This is a genomic window from Metabacillus malikii (assembly GCF_030813355.1).
GTDB lineage: Bacteria > Bacillota > Bacilli > Bacillales > Bacillaceae > Metabacillus > Metabacillus malikii.
In genome coordinates, this window is the sequence record NZ_JAUSUD010000003.1 from 65330 (window position 1) to 82892 (window position 17563).

At 35.7% G+C, this 17563-nt stretch carries 17 protein-coding genes; 10 read left to right on the forward strand and 7 right to left on the reverse strand.

Translation table 11 applies throughout. The annotated features are described in order from the left end of the window. Position 1: 1 nt before the first annotated feature. From J2S19_RS04195 to J2S19_RS04205, 3 genes are all read right to left on the reverse strand, one after another. Complete coding sequence (locus J2S19_RS04195) at positions 2-292, reverse strand: hypothetical protein (RefSeq protein WP_307337715.1); 291 nt, start codon at positions 290-292, stop codon at positions 2-4. 176 nt (positions 293-468) lie between these two features. Continuing rightward, positions 469-948 (reverse strand): hypothetical protein, encoded by a 480-nt coding sequence (locus J2S19_RS04200; RefSeq protein ID WP_307337718.1) that lies wholly within the window; start codon positions 946-948, stop codon positions 469-471. Positions 949-1026: 78 nt separating this feature from the next. Continuing rightward, complete coding sequence (locus tag J2S19_RS04205) at positions 1027-1386, reverse strand: DUF3992 domain-containing protein (RefSeq protein ID WP_307337720.1); 360 nt, start codon at positions 1384-1386, stop codon at positions 1027-1029. A gap of 165 nt (positions 1387-1551) precedes the next feature. Between J2S19_RS04205 and J2S19_RS04210 the strand changes: the two genes are divergently transcribed. Further along, positions 1552-1986 (forward strand): S-Ena type endospore appendage, encoded by a 435-nt coding sequence (locus tag J2S19_RS04210; protein ID WP_307337722.1) that lies wholly within the window; start codon positions 1552-1554, stop codon positions 1984-1986. A 181-nt stretch (positions 1987-2167) separates the two neighbouring features. Then, positions 2168-5200 carry an efflux RND transporter permease subunit gene (locus J2S19_RS04215; RefSeq protein ID WP_307337725.1) on the forward strand — a complete coding sequence of 1011 codons (3033 nt, stop codon included), beginning with the start codon at positions 2168-2170 and terminating at the stop codon, positions 5198-5200. Positions 5201-5335: 135 nt separating this feature from the next. Here J2S19_RS04215 and J2S19_RS04220 read toward each other — a convergent pair whose 3' ends face one another. Then, on the reverse strand, positions 5336-5731 hold the full coding sequence (locus J2S19_RS04220; protein WP_307337727.1) for a hypothetical protein: 396 nt from the start codon (positions 5729-5731) through the stop codon (positions 5336-5338). Positions 5732-6295: 564 nt separating this feature from the next. Here J2S19_RS04220 and J2S19_RS04225 point away from each other — a divergent pair. Beyond that, a complete protein-coding gene (locus J2S19_RS04225; protein ID WP_307337730.1) occupies positions 6296-8305 on the forward strand; it encodes a methyl-accepting chemotaxis protein in 2010 nt (669 codons plus the stop codon). Between the two features lie 117 nt (positions 8306-8422). Next, positions 8423-8710: a DUF3817 domain-containing protein gene (locus tag J2S19_RS04230; protein ID WP_307337734.1), complete on the forward strand. Its 288-nt coding sequence runs from the start codon at positions 8423-8425 to the stop codon at positions 8708-8710. Positions 8711-9709: 999 nt separating this feature from the next. On the opposite strand, the gene J2S19_RS04235 is transcribed toward J2S19_RS04230, so the two are convergent. Further along, positions 9710-10012, reverse strand: a complete 303-nt coding sequence (locus J2S19_RS04235; protein WP_307337737.1) for a LytA/YqiH family protein — start codon at positions 10010-10012, stop codon at positions 9710-9712. Between the two features lie 411 nt (positions 10013-10423). Between J2S19_RS04235 and J2S19_RS04240 the strand changes: the two genes are divergently transcribed. The 6 genes from J2S19_RS04240 (at position 10424) to J2S19_RS04265 (ending at position 15208) form a co-directional block, all read left to right on the forward strand. Continuing rightward, complete coding sequence (locus tag J2S19_RS04240) at positions 10424-10750, forward strand: metal-sensitive transcriptional regulator (RefSeq protein ID WP_307337739.1); 327 nt, start codon at positions 10424-10426, stop codon at positions 10748-10750. Between the two features lie 12 nt (positions 10751-10762). Next, positions 10763-10969 carry a copper chaperone CopZ gene (gene copZ, locus J2S19_RS04245; protein ID WP_307337742.1) on the forward strand — a complete coding sequence of 69 codons (207 nt, stop codon included), beginning with the start codon at positions 10763-10765 and terminating at the stop codon, positions 10967-10969. 292 nt (positions 10970-11261) lie between these two features. Next, positions 11262-11594 carry a PadR family transcriptional regulator gene (locus J2S19_RS04250; RefSeq protein ID WP_307337744.1) on the forward strand — a complete coding sequence of 111 codons (333 nt, stop codon included), beginning with the start codon at positions 11262-11264 and terminating at the stop codon, positions 11592-11594. Next, entirely contained in the window at positions 11591-12208 is a 618-nt protein-coding gene (locus tag J2S19_RS04255; protein WP_307337747.1) for an HAAS signaling domain-containing protein, read from the forward strand. Before J2S19_RS04250 ends, J2S19_RS04255 begins: the two co-directional genes overlap by 4 nt. Before the next feature lie 77 nt (positions 12209-12285). Further along, positions 12286-13068, forward strand: coding sequence for a GNAT family N-acetyltransferase (locus J2S19_RS04260; protein ID WP_307337749.1), 783 nt, complete (start codon positions 12286-12288; stop codon positions 13066-13068). A 760-nt stretch (positions 13069-13828) separates the two neighbouring features. Beyond that, entirely contained in the window at positions 13829-15208 is a 1380-nt protein-coding gene (locus J2S19_RS04265) for a glycoside-pentoside-hexuronide (GPH):cation symporter (protein ID WP_307337751.1), read from the forward strand. Positions 15209-15239: 31 nt separating this feature from the next. Here J2S19_RS04265 and J2S19_RS04270 read toward each other — a convergent pair whose 3' ends face one another. After that, positions 15240-16577, reverse strand: coding sequence for a sensor histidine kinase (locus tag J2S19_RS04270; RefSeq protein WP_307337754.1), 1338 nt, complete (start codon positions 16575-16577; stop codon positions 15240-15242). Then, positions 16574-17239, reverse strand: coding sequence for a response regulator transcription factor (locus J2S19_RS04275; RefSeq protein WP_307337757.1), 666 nt, complete (start codon positions 17237-17239; stop codon positions 16574-16576). Before J2S19_RS04275 ends, J2S19_RS04270 begins: the two co-directional genes overlap by 4 nt. Positions 17240-17563 lie beyond the last annotated feature (324 nt).

Here is a 17563-nt window from a genome sequence, read left to right on the forward strand (position 1 = left end):
GCTAATTTGAACAATCTGGACCGCAATCACAATCAGGTTCACAATCCATTTTCCGCAGTGATTTTATATTGGAACAGTCAAGGCTGACACAATCGAATGACCAATCCGAACTTCTTTTCTCCGAATGATTCTTTTTCTTCTGCTTTCTCCTTTTATAGAAGTTGCTAAACAAATAAAAAAAGTTACCGCCTGCTATTAGTAATCCCCCACCAATTAAATAGGATGATTGAAACATTAACACGATACCAGTAAGCATAATGCTCATCAATGTTGTTAACATAATAAAAAACACATTAAACACCCTCTCTATATGAGATGTTTCTATAACTTATTTTAAACGGAAATGTGGAAAAAAGTTAGCTTTTATTTTTAAAAGCATTTTACAAGGGAGAGGGTGTGGGTAAGGAGAGTACATGATAGAAGGGGCATTTCTTCAACTGTAATGTTGCAACCAAGCCTAAATAAAAACTACTCTATAAACAATATTGCGTTTAACGAACGAGTCTCCGCAGATAACGTCGTCGTTGCATTTGCACGTTGAAAAAACTCCACTGTAACCGTATACGTATTTTCACCTGTTAAAGCACCATTATCAACCCATGTGTTTGGAACATGTTCTCTTCGTGTCGTTGAAGGAGTTGAACCACCACCAGGTCGGGAACCGCTTTGCTGTAATGTTTGTGTCACAATTAACACTCCATTCCTCCTTAAACGGACACGTACGCCATAATCAAAATTGTTACTATTATTCGCTAATGCAAAAACAAACTGGACGACATAGTCCAATTTAATCGTTTGTAAATTTGCTGTCGTCGTCAATGGAAGTGTGAGCACTGTCGTTTCAATCCCTTCACCGAAAGGAATGAGAAGAGGCCCTTGTGATTGCGTAAAGAAGAAGTCATTTCCTGAAGATGGTGACGAAAGTGGTCCGCCACAACAAATTCCCATTTGATTTCCTCCTTCCATTAGGATAGTTGTCCACTTTATAAAAAAGAACTAACCCCGAGAAAGGGATTAGATGTAATATTATGTTGCATAATGTACAGTCAAGCAATACTTTCCGAAAGCCCCAGCACTATCAATTGTAACAGTATCGATATCATTAAACGTCTGAGAAAGGGTATTCCCTCTTGGTATCGTTAAAATAAATGCTGTTCCAGCAGTATCGGTTACCGTAGCCGTTATCGTCGGTGTAGTCCCACGATCATAATAGATACTGACGGTTCCGCCGACAAACACAGTCGCTTCTGTTGAATAGACTGTTAATGGAGTAGTTGCTACAGTCGTATTAAAGTTTCCACATATTTCATCTTGGATAAAATTCTGCTCCGGGCAACAATTACCACCGCACAAAATGTCTCTCCCCTTTAAAGTCAATTTTTTCAAAAGTCATGCATACTTCTAATTTAAACTATGTTGGTAAACTATTTTCGACTGAGCAGTTATCCTATAAAGTAACAAATTTTACTAGAAAATAGGTATTTGAACTACTCGAAATGAGTGACCATCCCATAATATGAACTATTGAGAAGTTTTTAAGGAGGTTGCCATATGGAGGAAAAGAGGAAGCGGGATACATGCTCCATTCCTACGTTAATTCCTGAGCTAAAACGGCCCCATAAGGTAAGAAAAGAACTCGTCCAACATGAAATTTGCGGAAATATTAAACAGCTAAGTAACGAAAGGCTTGAAAGATATTGGCGAGCATTTGGCATTTGTCCATTACCTTCTGCGACTGTCACGGTTTTGAATTCTAGTCATTGCAAAATGACCGTAAAGGCTGATTTAGATGGAGATGGTATTTCAGAGGCAACTTTATTCATATTAACAGAGAAGGACCAATCAAAATCGATCACAATTGGTTCGATTGCTGCCTTGGAAATAAGCTGTTTTAGTGAAAAAGGGGCGTTTTTATGCAGTGGACGGTATTCAATTCTATTAGACTATGAAAAGGATTGCTTGGGAGGAGAAGATACTTATGTCTAAACATAATTCTTCTCCCACTCATGATGGACAAGTTTGCTGATTAAAGCCTTCTACCTACATAAAAATACATCCTAAGGCTTAGATGCATTTACACCTTAAGGCAATTATTTCCTTCTGAATTTCCGACTAGAATGAGTATTGTTGAAACATTAAATGGAAAATTTGGAAGGAGTCATAAATCATGTCTTGGTTTACTAAATGGTCGTTTAAAAACAAAGCTGCAGTAGCGCTCATGTCAATGTTAATTTTAGTTATGGGTGTTTTAAGTTATTTCAGATTGCCAATGGAATTTCTGCCTTCAGCAGATCAACCGTTCATTTCGGTCGTGACAGTTGGGGAAGGCTTAGATGCAAAAATGATGGAGGAACAAGTAACGACACCGATTGAAAAGGCAGTTAATCCCGTAACAGGGAAAACGAATGTATTTTCAACAACAGGTGATGGCTATTCATCAATCGATATAAATTTTGAATCAAGTGTCGATAAAAAAGAAGCAAAACGTGAAATTGAGGAAGCTTTAGCAAACGTTAATCTTCCGGAAAATGTGGCAAAACCCAATATTATTCAGCTAAATACATCAATGATCCCCATTTCTTATATTGCCTTAACTTTTGATGAAGGAGTTAATCCAAAGACAATTCAATTTGCTGAGGAAGAAATCGTCCCATATTTTAAAGATATAAAAGGTGTTTCAGATATTCAAGCAAATGGAGTAATTCCATCTTATATTTCCATTAAATTAGATGAAAAGAAGATGGCAGAAAAGCAAATTACAATCGATAGTGTGATGACATTACTTCAAGGGCAAAACCGTGCAACAGCTGTCGGCGAAAAGGAAATTGACAATAAAACAGCTAACATTAAAGTCATTGGGGATGTCAATTCGTTAGAAAAACTTCAAAAAACAGAGGTCATTCCGAAAGTAGCTCTTATAGATATCGCGGACGTAACTGTTCAAAAACAAGATACGACAGTAACGAAGCTAAATGGCAAAGACGGACTGATATTAATTGCGACAAAGGATAGTCAATCGAATGCCGTCACACTTAGTAAAGAAATCGAAAAGGTTTCTGAAGAAATTAATGAGAAGTACAACAATCTTGAAACAAGTGTTATGATAGCAACTGCTGATTCAGTGGAGTCATCTGTTCACAGTATGATTAAGGAAGTTTTACTCGGAGCGTTATTTGCGACAATTGTAATTATGATTTTCTTACGTAATTTACGTTCAACATTAATTACAATTGTATCGATTCCATTATCGCTAGGGTTTACATTATTTCTACTCGCTCAGTCTGGTGTCACATTAAATATTTTAACACTCGGTGGGGTAGCAGTAGCAGTTGGACGATTAGTTGATGATAGTATCGTAGTTATTGAAAATATCTTTAGACGGACACAAACAGAGAAATTTTCGGTATCGATGGTCATCGATGCAACAAAAGAAGTAGGCACAGCGATTACATCATCGACACTTACGACTGTTGCAGTATTCTTACCAATGGGACTATTAAATGGTAGCTTACAAGACTTTCTACTACCGTTCGCATTAACAATTACGTACTCGTTGTTAGCTTCATTGCTTGTAGCGATTACAGTTGTTCCGGTTATGAGTGCAGGGTTATTAAAAAATGCAAAAATTAAAGAACACCAGCCTTCAGTGAAATTTGCTAGTATGCTGACATGGTCTTTAAATCATAAATGGGTCGTATTGTTAACAGCATTTATCGTGTTTGCTGGGTCGGTTGGCGCCTATATTATATTACCGAAAGGGTCTGTTAATAAAACGAAACCTGATTATGTATATGTAGGCTTAACATATCCGAATGAAACACCTCTTGATACAGTGAAAAAAGGTGCTGACAAATTAGAAGATTTCGTTTTAAATCAGGATGGCGTGAAAGATGTTTACTTGCAAATCGGTAATGATAAAGATGCAGCAAAATATGGTGCGGTTGGAAATCCGACTGAAGCACAAATTATGGTGACACTTGATGATGGTGCTAATAGTAGTGAACTTGTCGAGGAAGTAACGAAACAGAAGGATGAATACAGTGACGCTACACTAGAGGTTACGGAAGCATCACTTATGGGTGGCGGAGCGACGTCGATTACGATTGATGTCATTGGAGACAACTTAGATGAACTAGTAAAGGTAGCCGAAACTGTGCAATCAGAAATTAAAGATATTGATGGTATTGAAAAGGTTACAACGAATCAAGAAGAGACAAAAGTTGTCTACTCATTCGTTGTCAATCCAAGTGTTGCAAAAGCTGACCAAATCTCAAGTCAAGCTGCTGTGATGCTGAATCAAACACCACTTGGGACAATTGAAATGGAGGACCAGCAAACAACCGTGATGCTAGAACCACTCTATAACCCTGAAACGGAAAAGGATTTAGGAAATGTTCCGATTATGACGGAAAATGGCATCACACCAATTTCAAATGTTGCGAAATTAACACGAAATGAAGCACCAACAACATCATTCCACAAAGATGGTGAACAATATATCCGTGTCACAGCAGCAATTGAGGCAGAAAAGTTATCAACAATTTCGACTGAAATTAATAAGCGGATTTTTGGTGAAGGTGAGAAGGAAGGAATTGAAATCCCTACGAACACAGACGTATTAATCGGTGGTGCAAGTGTTGACCAGGCAAGTGATTTTAATGATTTATTCATGACAATGCTAGCCTCGATCGGAATTGTGTTCTTAATTATGGTGATAACATTCAAAACAATTAGAGCCCCAATCGCAATTTTATGTTCACTACCACTCGCAGCTATTGGTGCCATCTTAGGGATTATGATAAGTGGTATTACAGTTGATGTAACTGCATTACTAGGAGCATTAATGTTAATCGGTATTGTTGTCACAAATGCGATTGTCCTCCTAGATCGGGTGAAACAAAATGAAGAAACAATGATTATCCGTGATGCAATCGTTGAAGCAGCTTCTGTTCGGATGCGTCCGATATTGATGACCGCTGTCGCAACAATCAGTGCGATGCTGCCACTTCTATTTAAAGAAGCTGAGGCAGGGAATCTCGTTTCTGCCAGCTTAGCAGTTGTTGTTATCGGAGGATTAAGTGTTGCCACTGTCTTAACATTAGTTGTTATCCCGGTTATATATGAGCTACTTCACTTTAATAAGGCTAAAAAGCAACGGTTGATGCGTGAAGAAGTGAAAGAGAAGTCGTTAGTGAGTTAAAGAATCTATAAACTGAAGCATGTTAGGCTGCTTTTACGATAGTTATTCACATCCATCCCTACGGATTTCTATTACAAAGTCTCTTCTCCTATCGATATTAAAAATAATAATAAAAGACCAACTACCTTTTCTCCACTATAGGTGTTGGTCTTTTTTATAGACAGTTTTGTCATAGATAATTTGGAAGAGATACAGAAGAAATGTTTTAATTAGAAAGACGAGTGATAACTTAAATTTACTTAAATTGACTAAGTATACGTAGTTGATTTTTTTAAACCAGTCCATCACTACATATGAAAAAAAGTTATCGATAATGATGTTCAAAATTAGAAAATGTTTGAATTTTCCATATGTGTATTTCATAATCCACAGTGCACCTACTAAAAAAGGTCCAAAAGTTAAAGGTAAACCTATTAAAGCATTAGGTTTTACCGAAACCGGGTACCACATCCACTTTTTCTTCTCAGCATATAATCCTTCCCCAACAAGGTAAAGGCACATTCCAATTGCTGCAGGTAAATAGCGTTGCAATGTTTGTCTTCCTAAAAAAGGTATAGTTAGATATGGGGTGAGTAGGAGCAAAATTAAAAATACTTTAAGATTTTTCATATTTTGTAACGTCCTTTACTTTAATATAACGTTAGTATTGCGCAACGATTGCAAAATATGTTTGCCAAGTTAGTTATTCTCTATTGGATCTTTTGCTAAGAATAAAAAATATATTGATTAAATGACTATATTTTATTGGAAGATTAAGTTAAACTAGTTGATGATTTCGCTAAATTAACTGGCTAGAGGTGTCTACACTAAGTGAGGATTTTTAAGAAGAGTAGCCGAAAAAGAACATACATACGGGGCAAAACTATCAGTTTCGAAAAAGTAGTGTCATAAAATTTGTTCCATAATAATTAAAAAGAACTAGTAAAATTTCACTATTTATTCGAAAAAGTCAAACAATTAGGAGTCATTATATAGTATAATGGAAGCGGATTCATCTAACTTATTGTAGTTAATCGTTTTTTATAGTAGTTCAATATACGAGCGGTGGGAGCAGATCCCCTTATGCTCAACTAGAAAAGACAAGGGGTGAAAAAGTTGGGTAAGAAAAAGAGTAAGTTACGAAGTATGAAACAGTCAAAAAAAGTGAACAAAACAGAAAGAAAAGGCATATTTGTAGGCATGACATTGAAGTCTAGAATGATCTTATTTCTTTTACTATTTACACTTATACCTAGTTTAATTATAGGAAATGTTGTGTATTTTGTATCGTCTTCAACGATTGAGAATAAAGTGTCGAGTATGAATGACGAAATCGGAAAACAAGTAACGAAAAATGTAAACAATGCCTTAAAAGAATTTGAGAACATTACACTTGTCCCATTCTCGAATATGGATATTATGGAAAATTTAAAAGATGATGAGGGATTAACCCAATTTGAAATTTTCAACAAACAAAGGGAGATCACTGAATATTTTTCAAGCATCACCTTTTCGAATAAGAACGCAATCGGGATGCTATTTGTGAATGAGGAAGGCACATTATATGGTGAAACGAACGGTACAAAGGAATTTGACCTTGACACCTTTTTAAATTCTGAAATACCTGAGAAAGTAAAAGAACTATCAGGATCAATCTATTGGGGTTCTGGAATAGATGATAGTTATGATACAGTATATTTATTTAGAGAGTTTAAGAGAATTGGAACACTCGTATTAATGGCAGATAATAAGCTTTTTAATACAGTATTGGATGTAGAAGAGAAAAATACAGGTAGAGAGATTTCAGTTATTAATAGTGAGGGGATCACAATTGCCAGTAACAATGGAAAATTAGTCGGAACGAAATATGAGTCACAGGATAGTGAGCATTATTTAGTTTCTTCAAGTGAAAGTTACAATGGCTGGCAAGTATCTGTTTCAACTTCTAAGGATTTCTTAATGAAAGAAATAAACAATGTCATTTATATTGTTTATGCTATTATCGGTGGGTTTGTTATTCTTTCAGTGTTTGTCAGCTTTTTACTTGCTAGAGGGATGATTAAACCAATCCACCAAATTGTAGACATTATGAAAGAAGCAGAAAATGGTGACTTAACACATCGGGCAACCTATTTATATAGAAATGAAGTTGGTCAGCTAGGACAGAGCTTCAATAATATGATTGATAATATGACGATCATGATTGAGGAAAACAAAAAGGTATCTAATTACGCAGTAAAGAGTGCAGCTGATTTAAAACGGATTGCTGAGGAATCAGCCTCTGCTACAGAACAAATCGCTTCTGCAATTGAGGAAGTGGCTAAAGGAGCAGTAAGTCAGGTCGATTATTCTGAGCGAACAAATCGTGAAATGAAAGACCTATCAAGCGAGATTAATGATGTGGCACATAATATGGAAAAGGTGCAAACAATTACAGAGACGACAAAACAATTAAGTAGTCAATCGATTGAAACAATTAACGATTTAACTGGTAAAAATGAAGAAATGGGTACGAACATTGGACAAGTCGATAATACAATGAAAGCACTTAATCAGGAAATAGAACAAATTAAAGATATTGTCGAAATGATTAAAAGTGTTAGTGAGGAAACAAACCTCCTATCCTTGAATGCCAGTATCGAAGCAGCAAGAGCAGGAGCTGCAGGTCGAGGCTTTTCCGTCGTGGCAGAGGAAATCCGCAAGCTTGCTGACCAGACAAAAAATTCATCATTACGGATAGAAACCGTAATTGCCAATATTTTAAATCAAACGAAAAAGTCGGTTGATTTAGTGAAAACAACGATTTTATTATTTAAAGAACAAACTGACTCAATTCATGATACAAAAGAGGCTTTTGAAAATATTTTAGAAGGCACGAACTCAATTATTAGTGAAATCGACTATGTCGAAGCATCAATCGGTAGAATCACTCAAAATAAAGAAAAAGTAGAAATTGCCATCAATGAAATGGTTGAAGTCGCCGAAGCATCTTCAGCAACGACAGAGGAAGTAACAGCGACAACAGAAGAACAATCAGCCTCTGCAGAAGAGCTCGGAGATTTAGCCGCATCATTATCTGGCACAATTCAAGAGCTTGAACAGATGATTAATAAATTTAAAATCTAGTCAACTAAGAGGAAAGACAATATGTCCTTCCTCTTAAAAATGCTCTTAAATCTAGTATTTTATTAAAGAATCAATGTATAATAGGCATATAGTTTATGAGAATTTGGAGTTGATTAAGTGTTTAAAACATCAGTAGGGTTGCTGCGATTTCTAGGAATACTAGAAGGGATATCCTATCTAGTATTGCTGCTAATAGCGATGCCTTTAAAATATTTCCTAGATATCCCAATTGCAGTAACTATTGTCGGTGGCCTTCATGGCTTCCTATTCGTAGCATTTGTCATCATGGTCGCAATTGTCAAATTCACAAAACGCTGGACCGTATTATGGGGCATTTGGGCAGTATTTTTATCCTTTATCCCATTTGGGACGTTTTATTTAGACAAACAGTTGAAAACAAAATAACGTAAAAGAGTCAGGGACGAAGGTTTCAGCATCGTAAGGTCAGAACTACATTTTGAAAGTCTGATATAATTTCGTATCATTGCTTTAATGAGAGTTGTTTTGATAGATTTCAGTATGAGTACTTGTTTTTCTGAGGTGTATGTTAATTATCCAATTCCATCTCTCTTATGAAGCCGATTTTGTTACTAGTTTTGCAAAGAAAAGGTCTTCATCATATTTATGAAGCCGATTTTGATACTGAGTTCGCAAAGAAATGGTCTTCATGCGTTTTATGAAGCCGATTTTGATACTGAGTTCGCAAAGAAAAGGTCTTCATGCGTTTTATGAAGCCGATTTTGTTACTGAGTTTGCAAAGAAAAGGTCTTCATCCGTTTTATGAAGCCGATTTTGATACTGAGTTCGCAAAGAAATGGTCTTCATGCGTTTTATGAAGCCGATTTTGATACTGGTTTTACAAAGAAAAGGTCTTCATCCGTTTTATGAAGCCGATTTTGTTACTAGTTTTGCAAAGAAAAGGTCTTCATCATATTTATGAAGCCGATTTTGTTACTGAGTTCGCAAAGAAAAGGTCTTCATGCGTTTTATGAAGCCGATTTTGTTACTGGTTTTGCAAAGAAAAGGTCTTCATCCGTTTTATGAAGCTGTTTTTGTTTCAGACTTTACAAAATCTTAGGCTTCATCACGACTATGAGGAAAATTTTGCTTCAGACTACTAAATAAAATTTCCGTCTTCAATTGACTTATGAAAATAGTCTCGGTTGTAAACTTCTGTGGTGTCCTTTCCTACACCTATCAGGCTGTAGTCTCGGTCAACCCTTTATATGTTTTGTAAAATAGAACCCTTGGTAAATAAAATCTTATTCGTAATGATATTCTCATTGTGAATTGGTCGTATTTTACTAGGGTTTTTTCGTTATCCCCAAGCCTCATATCTGGAGAAATATTGAATAGCGGCTAAACGTTCGATACCCAGCTACAACGCTTTTGCTATCGAGCTATCTACTGAATCGAAACTAGTATATACTGGGTTGTTAACTCATTATAATAATAAGAAATTGTAATCTGTTGATTGGGAGTGAATGATTCAATTTTTTCCCGTTGCGCTTCCGTTATTTGAATAGCTAAAGGCTTACTGTCAATAAATACTTCGATTGAGTGTGAATCAATCAAACCAATGTATTGAGCTTTCGTTTTGATTAATGACTCATCATCATCAACATACCAGGAGTGTGTCATCGGTGAATGAGAATAGATGTTGGAAGATAATATTATAAGTAGAGCGCAGGCAAGAACCATTTTCATGTTTACACCTCATTTAATTAGATAATCAAGTCGTAGGACAAGAGCTAAATTTTGTCACTAGTCCATATTCTAGTGTATTTTTATAGTAATTATTCATTCATCAAGGCTCTATTCTAAAAGATTGTGGCTTTTTGCAATAACCTTTTTAAGGGTTTGTTGAAGCGGAGTGCGAGACTCCTGCGGGATGCGTGGGAGAGGTGAGACCCCGCAAGCGTTAACGCTGAGGAGGCTCACCACCCACCCCGCTATTGCTGAGTACTGTAGCGGAGACAAACCCTAAACGACAACTCAGTTAAAAGCAACAATGTTTACGAAAACAGCCTTCATCAAAGACGAGAAACTCTAGATAAAAGTAATAAATCGTTATATACTATAGAGGGGTATAGTATACCAAAAAAAGGGGATGATTCCTTGAGCACTGAACAAAATAGTCATGAACAGCATAACCATGATCACCATAGAAGCAGTCATCATTCAGATAAAGTTAAGAAAAATTTAATTACACGCCTAAATCGCATAGAAGGTCAAATACGTGGTATTAAATCATTAATTGAAAAGGATACGTATTGTGACGATGTTATTACGCAAATTTCAGCAACCCAGTCTGCTTTAAACAGCGTAGGGAAACTTCTTCTCGAGGGACATATGCGAACTTGTGTGGTAGAACGAATTCAAGAAGGCGATGACGAAATCATTGACGAGCTACTAGTAACGATTCAACGATTAATGAAAAAATAGGAGGACTTAAACATGGAAACAAAAACTTATAAAGTAGAAGGTATGTCATGTCAGCATTGCGTGAATGCAGTAGAAGGAAGTGTTAGTAAATTAGCCGGTGTCCAAGCAGTAAAAGTTATATTGGATAAAGGTGAGGTAGAGGTTAGCTTTGATCATGAAAAAGTGACAAATAAAGAAATTGTTGAGACGATTGAAGAACAAGGGTATGATGTAGTTTAACTTTTTTGAATGATTGTAATGCGCATATTATAACATCAGCGAGAGTATTGCAAGTAATAAACGAGTTAACTGTTTGAAACACACGTGAAAAATGCATAGGTGAGAACTTTAATGGACCTACTTACTTGAAGTGAGATAGGTCTTTTTTATGTTCCTGGTTAATGTCATTTCTGACTAGTAGAGTAAAAGCCTGCTTAACCCATGATATAAGCAATTTAAAGCTTGATTTTCTATTATGAAAATGTAATATTAGGAAGAGATAGTACCTAAATATCCGAGGTAGGTGAAAAGATTGTTTGATAGAGAATTAATTAAAGGTAGTACTTCATTAATTTTATTGCAGCTGTTAAATGAAAAGGATATGTACGGTTATGAGCTAGTGAAGGAAATGGAGAAAAGAAGCGGGAATACGCTTGAGGTAAAAGAAGGAACTTTATATCCTGCTTTACACAAGTTAGAAAAAAAGGGGTATGTGGAAATATATTGGCAGGAGCAAGAAAAAGGCCCGGACCGTAAATATTATAAAATTAAAGAAGAAGGCAAGCAGATATTACATGAAAAAACAAAGGAATGGGGCAAATTTGTCTCAATGATGAATGGCATTATTGGGAGAGATTCAATTTGAGAAATGCTAAAGCAGACTTTATTCAAACTCTAGAAAAAGCATTGCCGAAAACAGTCGATAAAAGGGAAATTATTCGAGAATATGAGTTGCATATAGAAGAAATGTTATTAGACCACCCTCATCTATCTGTGGAAGATGTAATCCGTAAGCTAGGTAATCCAATAGAAATTGCAAAACAATATCAAGAAATTGCACCTATGAGCTTTGTAAGCCGTCACTTTGTTGTCTGCAATTTTATGTTTTTTATCGTTGGAGCAATATTTACGATTTGCTACCACCTGTATAAAGATTCTGTTTTTTCCGATGCTTGGGGCTTACTAGCACAAATTCCATCAACGATTATTATAGTTTACACCGTTTTTTGGATGCTTCTCGGATTTGAAATTGGCAAGGAATACGGAGTCCAGGGTAAAGAGCTATTCTCTAAAACAGTTTTCATTAGTATCGTGCCAAATCTTTTATTAATGTTGATGACTGTGCTTCAATTAATCCCAACAAACTGGTTTGAACCAATCTTAACACCAACATTTACAACAATATGTGTCATCATAACCATCCTGTTTTACCCAATAAGTAAGTTATTCTACTACATTGGTGTCCATCGTTCAATATGAAGCAGAGGGACGGTTCTCCTGCTTCCTTTTTAAAGGAAGCAGCGGAACCGTCCCCCTGCTTCCAAGGAGAAATGATAATGTTAGAGAAATTTGAACAGCTAGATCGTGCGTATGTTTCATCGTTTGCAAATATTGTAGATACGGATTGGGGCTATTTGGCTTATAATGAGCATCAACCAGATTACTATGATGCAAACCATGCATATATTTCGACTTTTAATCAAAGTCACCATGAAGTTATCGAGGAAGTTTCTCGGTTTTATCAAGAAAAACAGTTAACACCGCGATTTTACCTTACCTTAAATAAAGGGTACGAGGAGTTTCTTGCGGCACTAAAAGAAGATGGCTTTCAATATGAGGAATTTATGAGTCCTTTACAGCTCTGGGAGACAAAAGTTGCTGTCGAGGTACATCCAGCCGTAACGATTGAAGAGGTGACGACTGAAGCAGCGAAGCAGAATGCGATTGCGATTGAATGTCAAATTGACGAGCTAGGCGGCGAAATTCGTGAACAGGCATTTGAGGCAGAATATGCTCATCCTGCATATACACATTACCTATTGTCCTACAATGGTATACCGTGCTCAACTGCTTGTATATTTCAGCATCATCACGACGCAAGGTTAGAAAGTGTAGCAACACTCAAAGAGTTTCGTGGAAAAGGCTTGATCGGTCAATTAATCACACATATGCAACATGTAGTAACGGAAAGAGGAATCGAGCGATTTTGGGTTGCACCAATTAATGAACAGGTCGAAAAGGTTTATAAGAAATCGGGCTTTAATACGGTCGCTATTTTTAAGACAGGCCATGCATTCTTAGGTGGTAAAAGTATAAAAGATATTCAAAATGGTCAATAAATAGAAATGAAAAAAGTGTTTGGATAAATGAGCCCAACACTTTTTTTCTATTTGAAAGACTAGTAGGCACTAATATTTAGCAAACTTACTTTGTTTACTAAACTAACTAAATAATATTCATATATAATAATATAGGATATCTACTTATAGGAATCAAAATAAATATGAAACATTTTTTTGGCTGAATGATAATTTTTCTGAAGTGATTCCCTAAGTTTAAAGTCCGGAAATTAGTGTAATTTATTTGATTTTCTTATATTTATTCATTGTGATTTATCGTAGGTCATTTACAGATGGAACGACTTATTCAATGCAATTACTATGAAAATATTATTTTATTCATATAATTTAATGAAAAGAATTCTACATGTTTTTAATAATCAATGGTTGATAATAGTTCAAAATTATGATAAATTTTTAACTAAGTTAGTTTATTGGTTATACAAAGTATAAGAAATTGATAGTTTAATTGTATGCGTTTTATCAGCTTATTGTTCTATATTTAATCTCAAATGTAAGCCTTTTACTAATTGATTATGATTTGCCTAAAGATTATTGCTTATTACTAGCCTAATTTAGTGTTGTTTGGAACCACTTACAAAGCACATGGACTATGTGGAAGCTTGTGAGATAGCAGTATACATGAATACTTGAGCAGATAATCAACTAGAAAATTGCACCATTTCATTCGTAACTAGCGAGTTAAAAGAGGAAAATAAGCATATTTCAACCGAGATAAATACTTAAGGAGTGACATACGATGCAAAAGCAATCCTCACTGCAACTAACCGCAAAAATTGGATTAGTAGAAAAAGTAGGCTATGCCTCAGGTGATTTAGCAAGTAACTTAATTTATCAAACGATTTCTATTTATTTATTATTCTTCTACACAAATATATATGGGATATCAGCGGGTGCTGCTGCTACAATGTTCTTTGTTGTCCGGATTATAGATGCGATAAGTGATCCATTAGTAGGGGCGTTAGTTGACCGCACTAATACGAGATTTGGGCGATTTAGACCTTATTTATTGTATTGGGCTATTCCGTTTGCTGGGTTAGCTTTCCTTTGCTTTACAACACCAGACTTTACTGAAGGTGGAAAATTAATTTATGCGTACGTTACATATGTTGGGCTTTCAATTGTTTACACATTCGTCAATGTTCCATATGCAGCATTAACACCTGCCATAACGGCAAATAATAGTGAAATTGTTAGTTTAACCTCGGTAAGAATGATTTTTGCTAACTTGGGTGGTGTGATTGTTTCTTATTTTGTTCCTTATTTATCAGGCTATTTTGGAGAATTTACAAGTCCGTCAAGAAGCTGGCAGCTAACGATGGGGATTATCGGTGCTGTTGGGGCGATTTTACTGCTATTTTGCTTCTTTAGTACAAAGGAACGTGTAAAACCGGTTAGTGAGGAAAAGGTTAAATTCTCAGATATTTTTGAGCAATTTAGAAAAAATAGACCACTTGTTGTTTTGAGCATTTTCTTTGTCCTCATCTTTGGGGTTAACTCAATTAGTAGTTCCATCGGCGTTTACTTTGTGACATATAATATGGGGAGAGAGGATTTAGTCGGATTATATACAGTATTAGGGTCATTACCAGCATTTTTATGTATTCCATTAATTCCATATCTTAATAAAAAGCTCGGTAAGAAAGTATTGCTAAATGCATCACTTATATTAAGTATTATTGGTACATTATCATTATTAATTATCCCTACTAGTATGGTTAGTTTAATATTGATTTCCCGTGTTGTAACCGCTTTAGGAACATTGACTGCCGGTGCATTTATGTGGGCGTTAGTTCCTGAGACGATTGAATATGGGGAATATGTAACAGGCAAACGATTAAGCGGTTTAATTTATGCAATTATCGGCTTCTTCTTTAAATGTGGAATGGCATTAGGTGGGGCTATACCTGGTGTGATTTTATCTCAATTTGGGTATGTTGCAAATGAGACACAAACATCACATGCGTTATTAGGAATATTGATTGCGACTGCGGTCATTCCAGCAGTAATACTTTTATTAGCGATGGTCGATATTAATTTCTATAACTTAGATAATAAAAAACATACGGAAGTCATTGAAGAATTGAAAAGACGAGCGAATGTAAAAGCTAACCTTTAAAAACGAGACGGGTGCAATGATGGCACCCGTTTTACTTATTCTCTTTTGGTAGCTTTACATAAAAGGCAGCCCCGTCATTCTCGTTTTCAGCAGATACACTTGCATTGTGTAAATTGGCAATTCTTTTTACGATGTTTAAGCCAATACCAAATTCTCCTTTATGGCCCTTTTCGAAAGGTTCAAAAAGCTTATCTTTTATCGTTTCATCAATCATTGGGCCATCATTCCAAAAACGTAAAACGATTTGGTTATCAGTATTTTTAATCGATATCGAAATAACAGTTACCGCATACCGTAGTGAGTTTTCTAAAAGATTTTCAACTAGCTTTTCCCACTGTTCACTTTCACCAAGAACGGTGGCTTCCTCTAGTGTAATATCCCATTCGAGTTCAGGTTTTGCCCATTTTATACGATCAACTTCTTCATAAACTAGCTGGTCGAGTCGGAAAGGTGTTTTTGCTGGTGTTTTTGTTGATAAGAAATCTAATTTTGTTAAATAGAGGAGATCCTTAATTTTCTTTTCAAGCTTTTCAGATTCCTCCTCAATAACATCCATCGTACTTGTTAAATCTCCTTTTGGGTAAATCCCATCATTGACAGATTGTGCATACCCTCGAATCACCATAACAGGTGTCTTTAAGTCGTGAGATATATTTTGCAATAATGTTTGCTGTGCTTCGTCTTTACGGATTAAATGCTGGCGCATGTTTTCAATTGTATGTCCTAGACGCCCAATTTCATCATTGCGGTCGACCTCAACAGGTTCATACCATTGCTGCTCTGAGAATTTTTGTACATGTCGTTCCAGCTTGACGAGTGGTTTCGATAAATACTTAGAAAGCCATATTGACGGAATCCAACTTAGTATAAATACAAAAAACATCACAAGCATTAGTTGTTTAAAAAGTGTGTATACAAGTGCGTTTCGATACGAATCCCACGAATAGGAAAGTAAATAGCTTTCCTCACCGTCATAGATAATTTTCCGAATGACATAAAAGAGTGTTTGGTCTTTTAAATTCACTTCATATCTAGCAACAGAACGTGATTGATTTGCTGCGAGTTCTTGAGTTCGTTTAATAAACTGAATGGGTAATTCACCATCATAAATAAATGACCGCTGCATTGGGATTACCATATGTGAAACAGACCTATCTTTCTGGATTTCGACTAATAAATCGTCCTGGTCTATGTTCGAGCCGCGGTAATCCGTGACAATCAGCTGTTCATTTTCAATCGTTTTGTATATTTCCTTCGTAAAGAAGCTTCGTAATGTTGTCGGAAATAGGATAAGTAATAATAACGAAATCGCAACAAGGATTCCTGAAAAGACAATCCAGATTTGGAAAGCTAGTGATTTATTTTTCATCCCTTTAACATCCTATAGCCATATCCATATATCGTTTCTACTTTTAAATCAGGCATCTTTTTACGAAGTCGTCTGACTAAATCATCGACTACCCGGTCAGTACCAAAATAATCAGTACCCCATAAATTGACTAAAATTTGATCTCTTGAAAATGCTTGCCCTTGATTATGCAAAAACAATTGTAATAAATCAAATTCTTTTGAGGTAAGGTTTATTTCTTTTCCATCCTTTGAAACGATACGAACTTGTTCGTTAATTTGATAAGGTGGCAAGATGACTACGTCAGAGGATTCATCTGAATACGTTCTCGACAATAATTTCTGGACTCTAATGACAAGCTCCCTCGGTAGAAACGGCTTAGAAATATAATCATCACTACCTAATTCCAGTCCGAGCACACGATCAATATCGGCATCGCGTGCAGAGATAAAAATAACAGGTACATTCGGTGTGGCAGCTTTAATTTCCCGAATAAGTTGGTAACCATCAATATCAGGTAACATAATATCTAAAATCCATAAATTCGGGGGATTATTGATAAGGTTTCTTGCCTCCATCCCTGTCGTGCAGGATGTGACGAGCCAACCTTCATTTTTTAAATACATCGTTAATAGTTCATTTAGATTGTTTTCGTCTTCTACTAAGTAGATGGTATAAGTCATGCTTTCACATCCTCTCAGTTGCTATTATACATCCAACAAGTTGATTTTGTAGCTAAAAAGCTAAGATGTTGTTGAATTTCACAATTTCCCACAATTCTCTCATTTTTCTCCCAAACTCATTGCGTATAGTAATACATGTAAAGGACGTTACTTATAAAAATAGCCTAACAATAGACATTTTATATATCTTATTACGGTAAACCCAATCTAAATTATTAAACGAAAGAAGGGTCATAAATGAACATTAATATGAGAGCGGTATTATTTACAGGAGTTTCGTTACTTATTGCTTTAATCATAATCGGCGGATATGTAAGCACACAA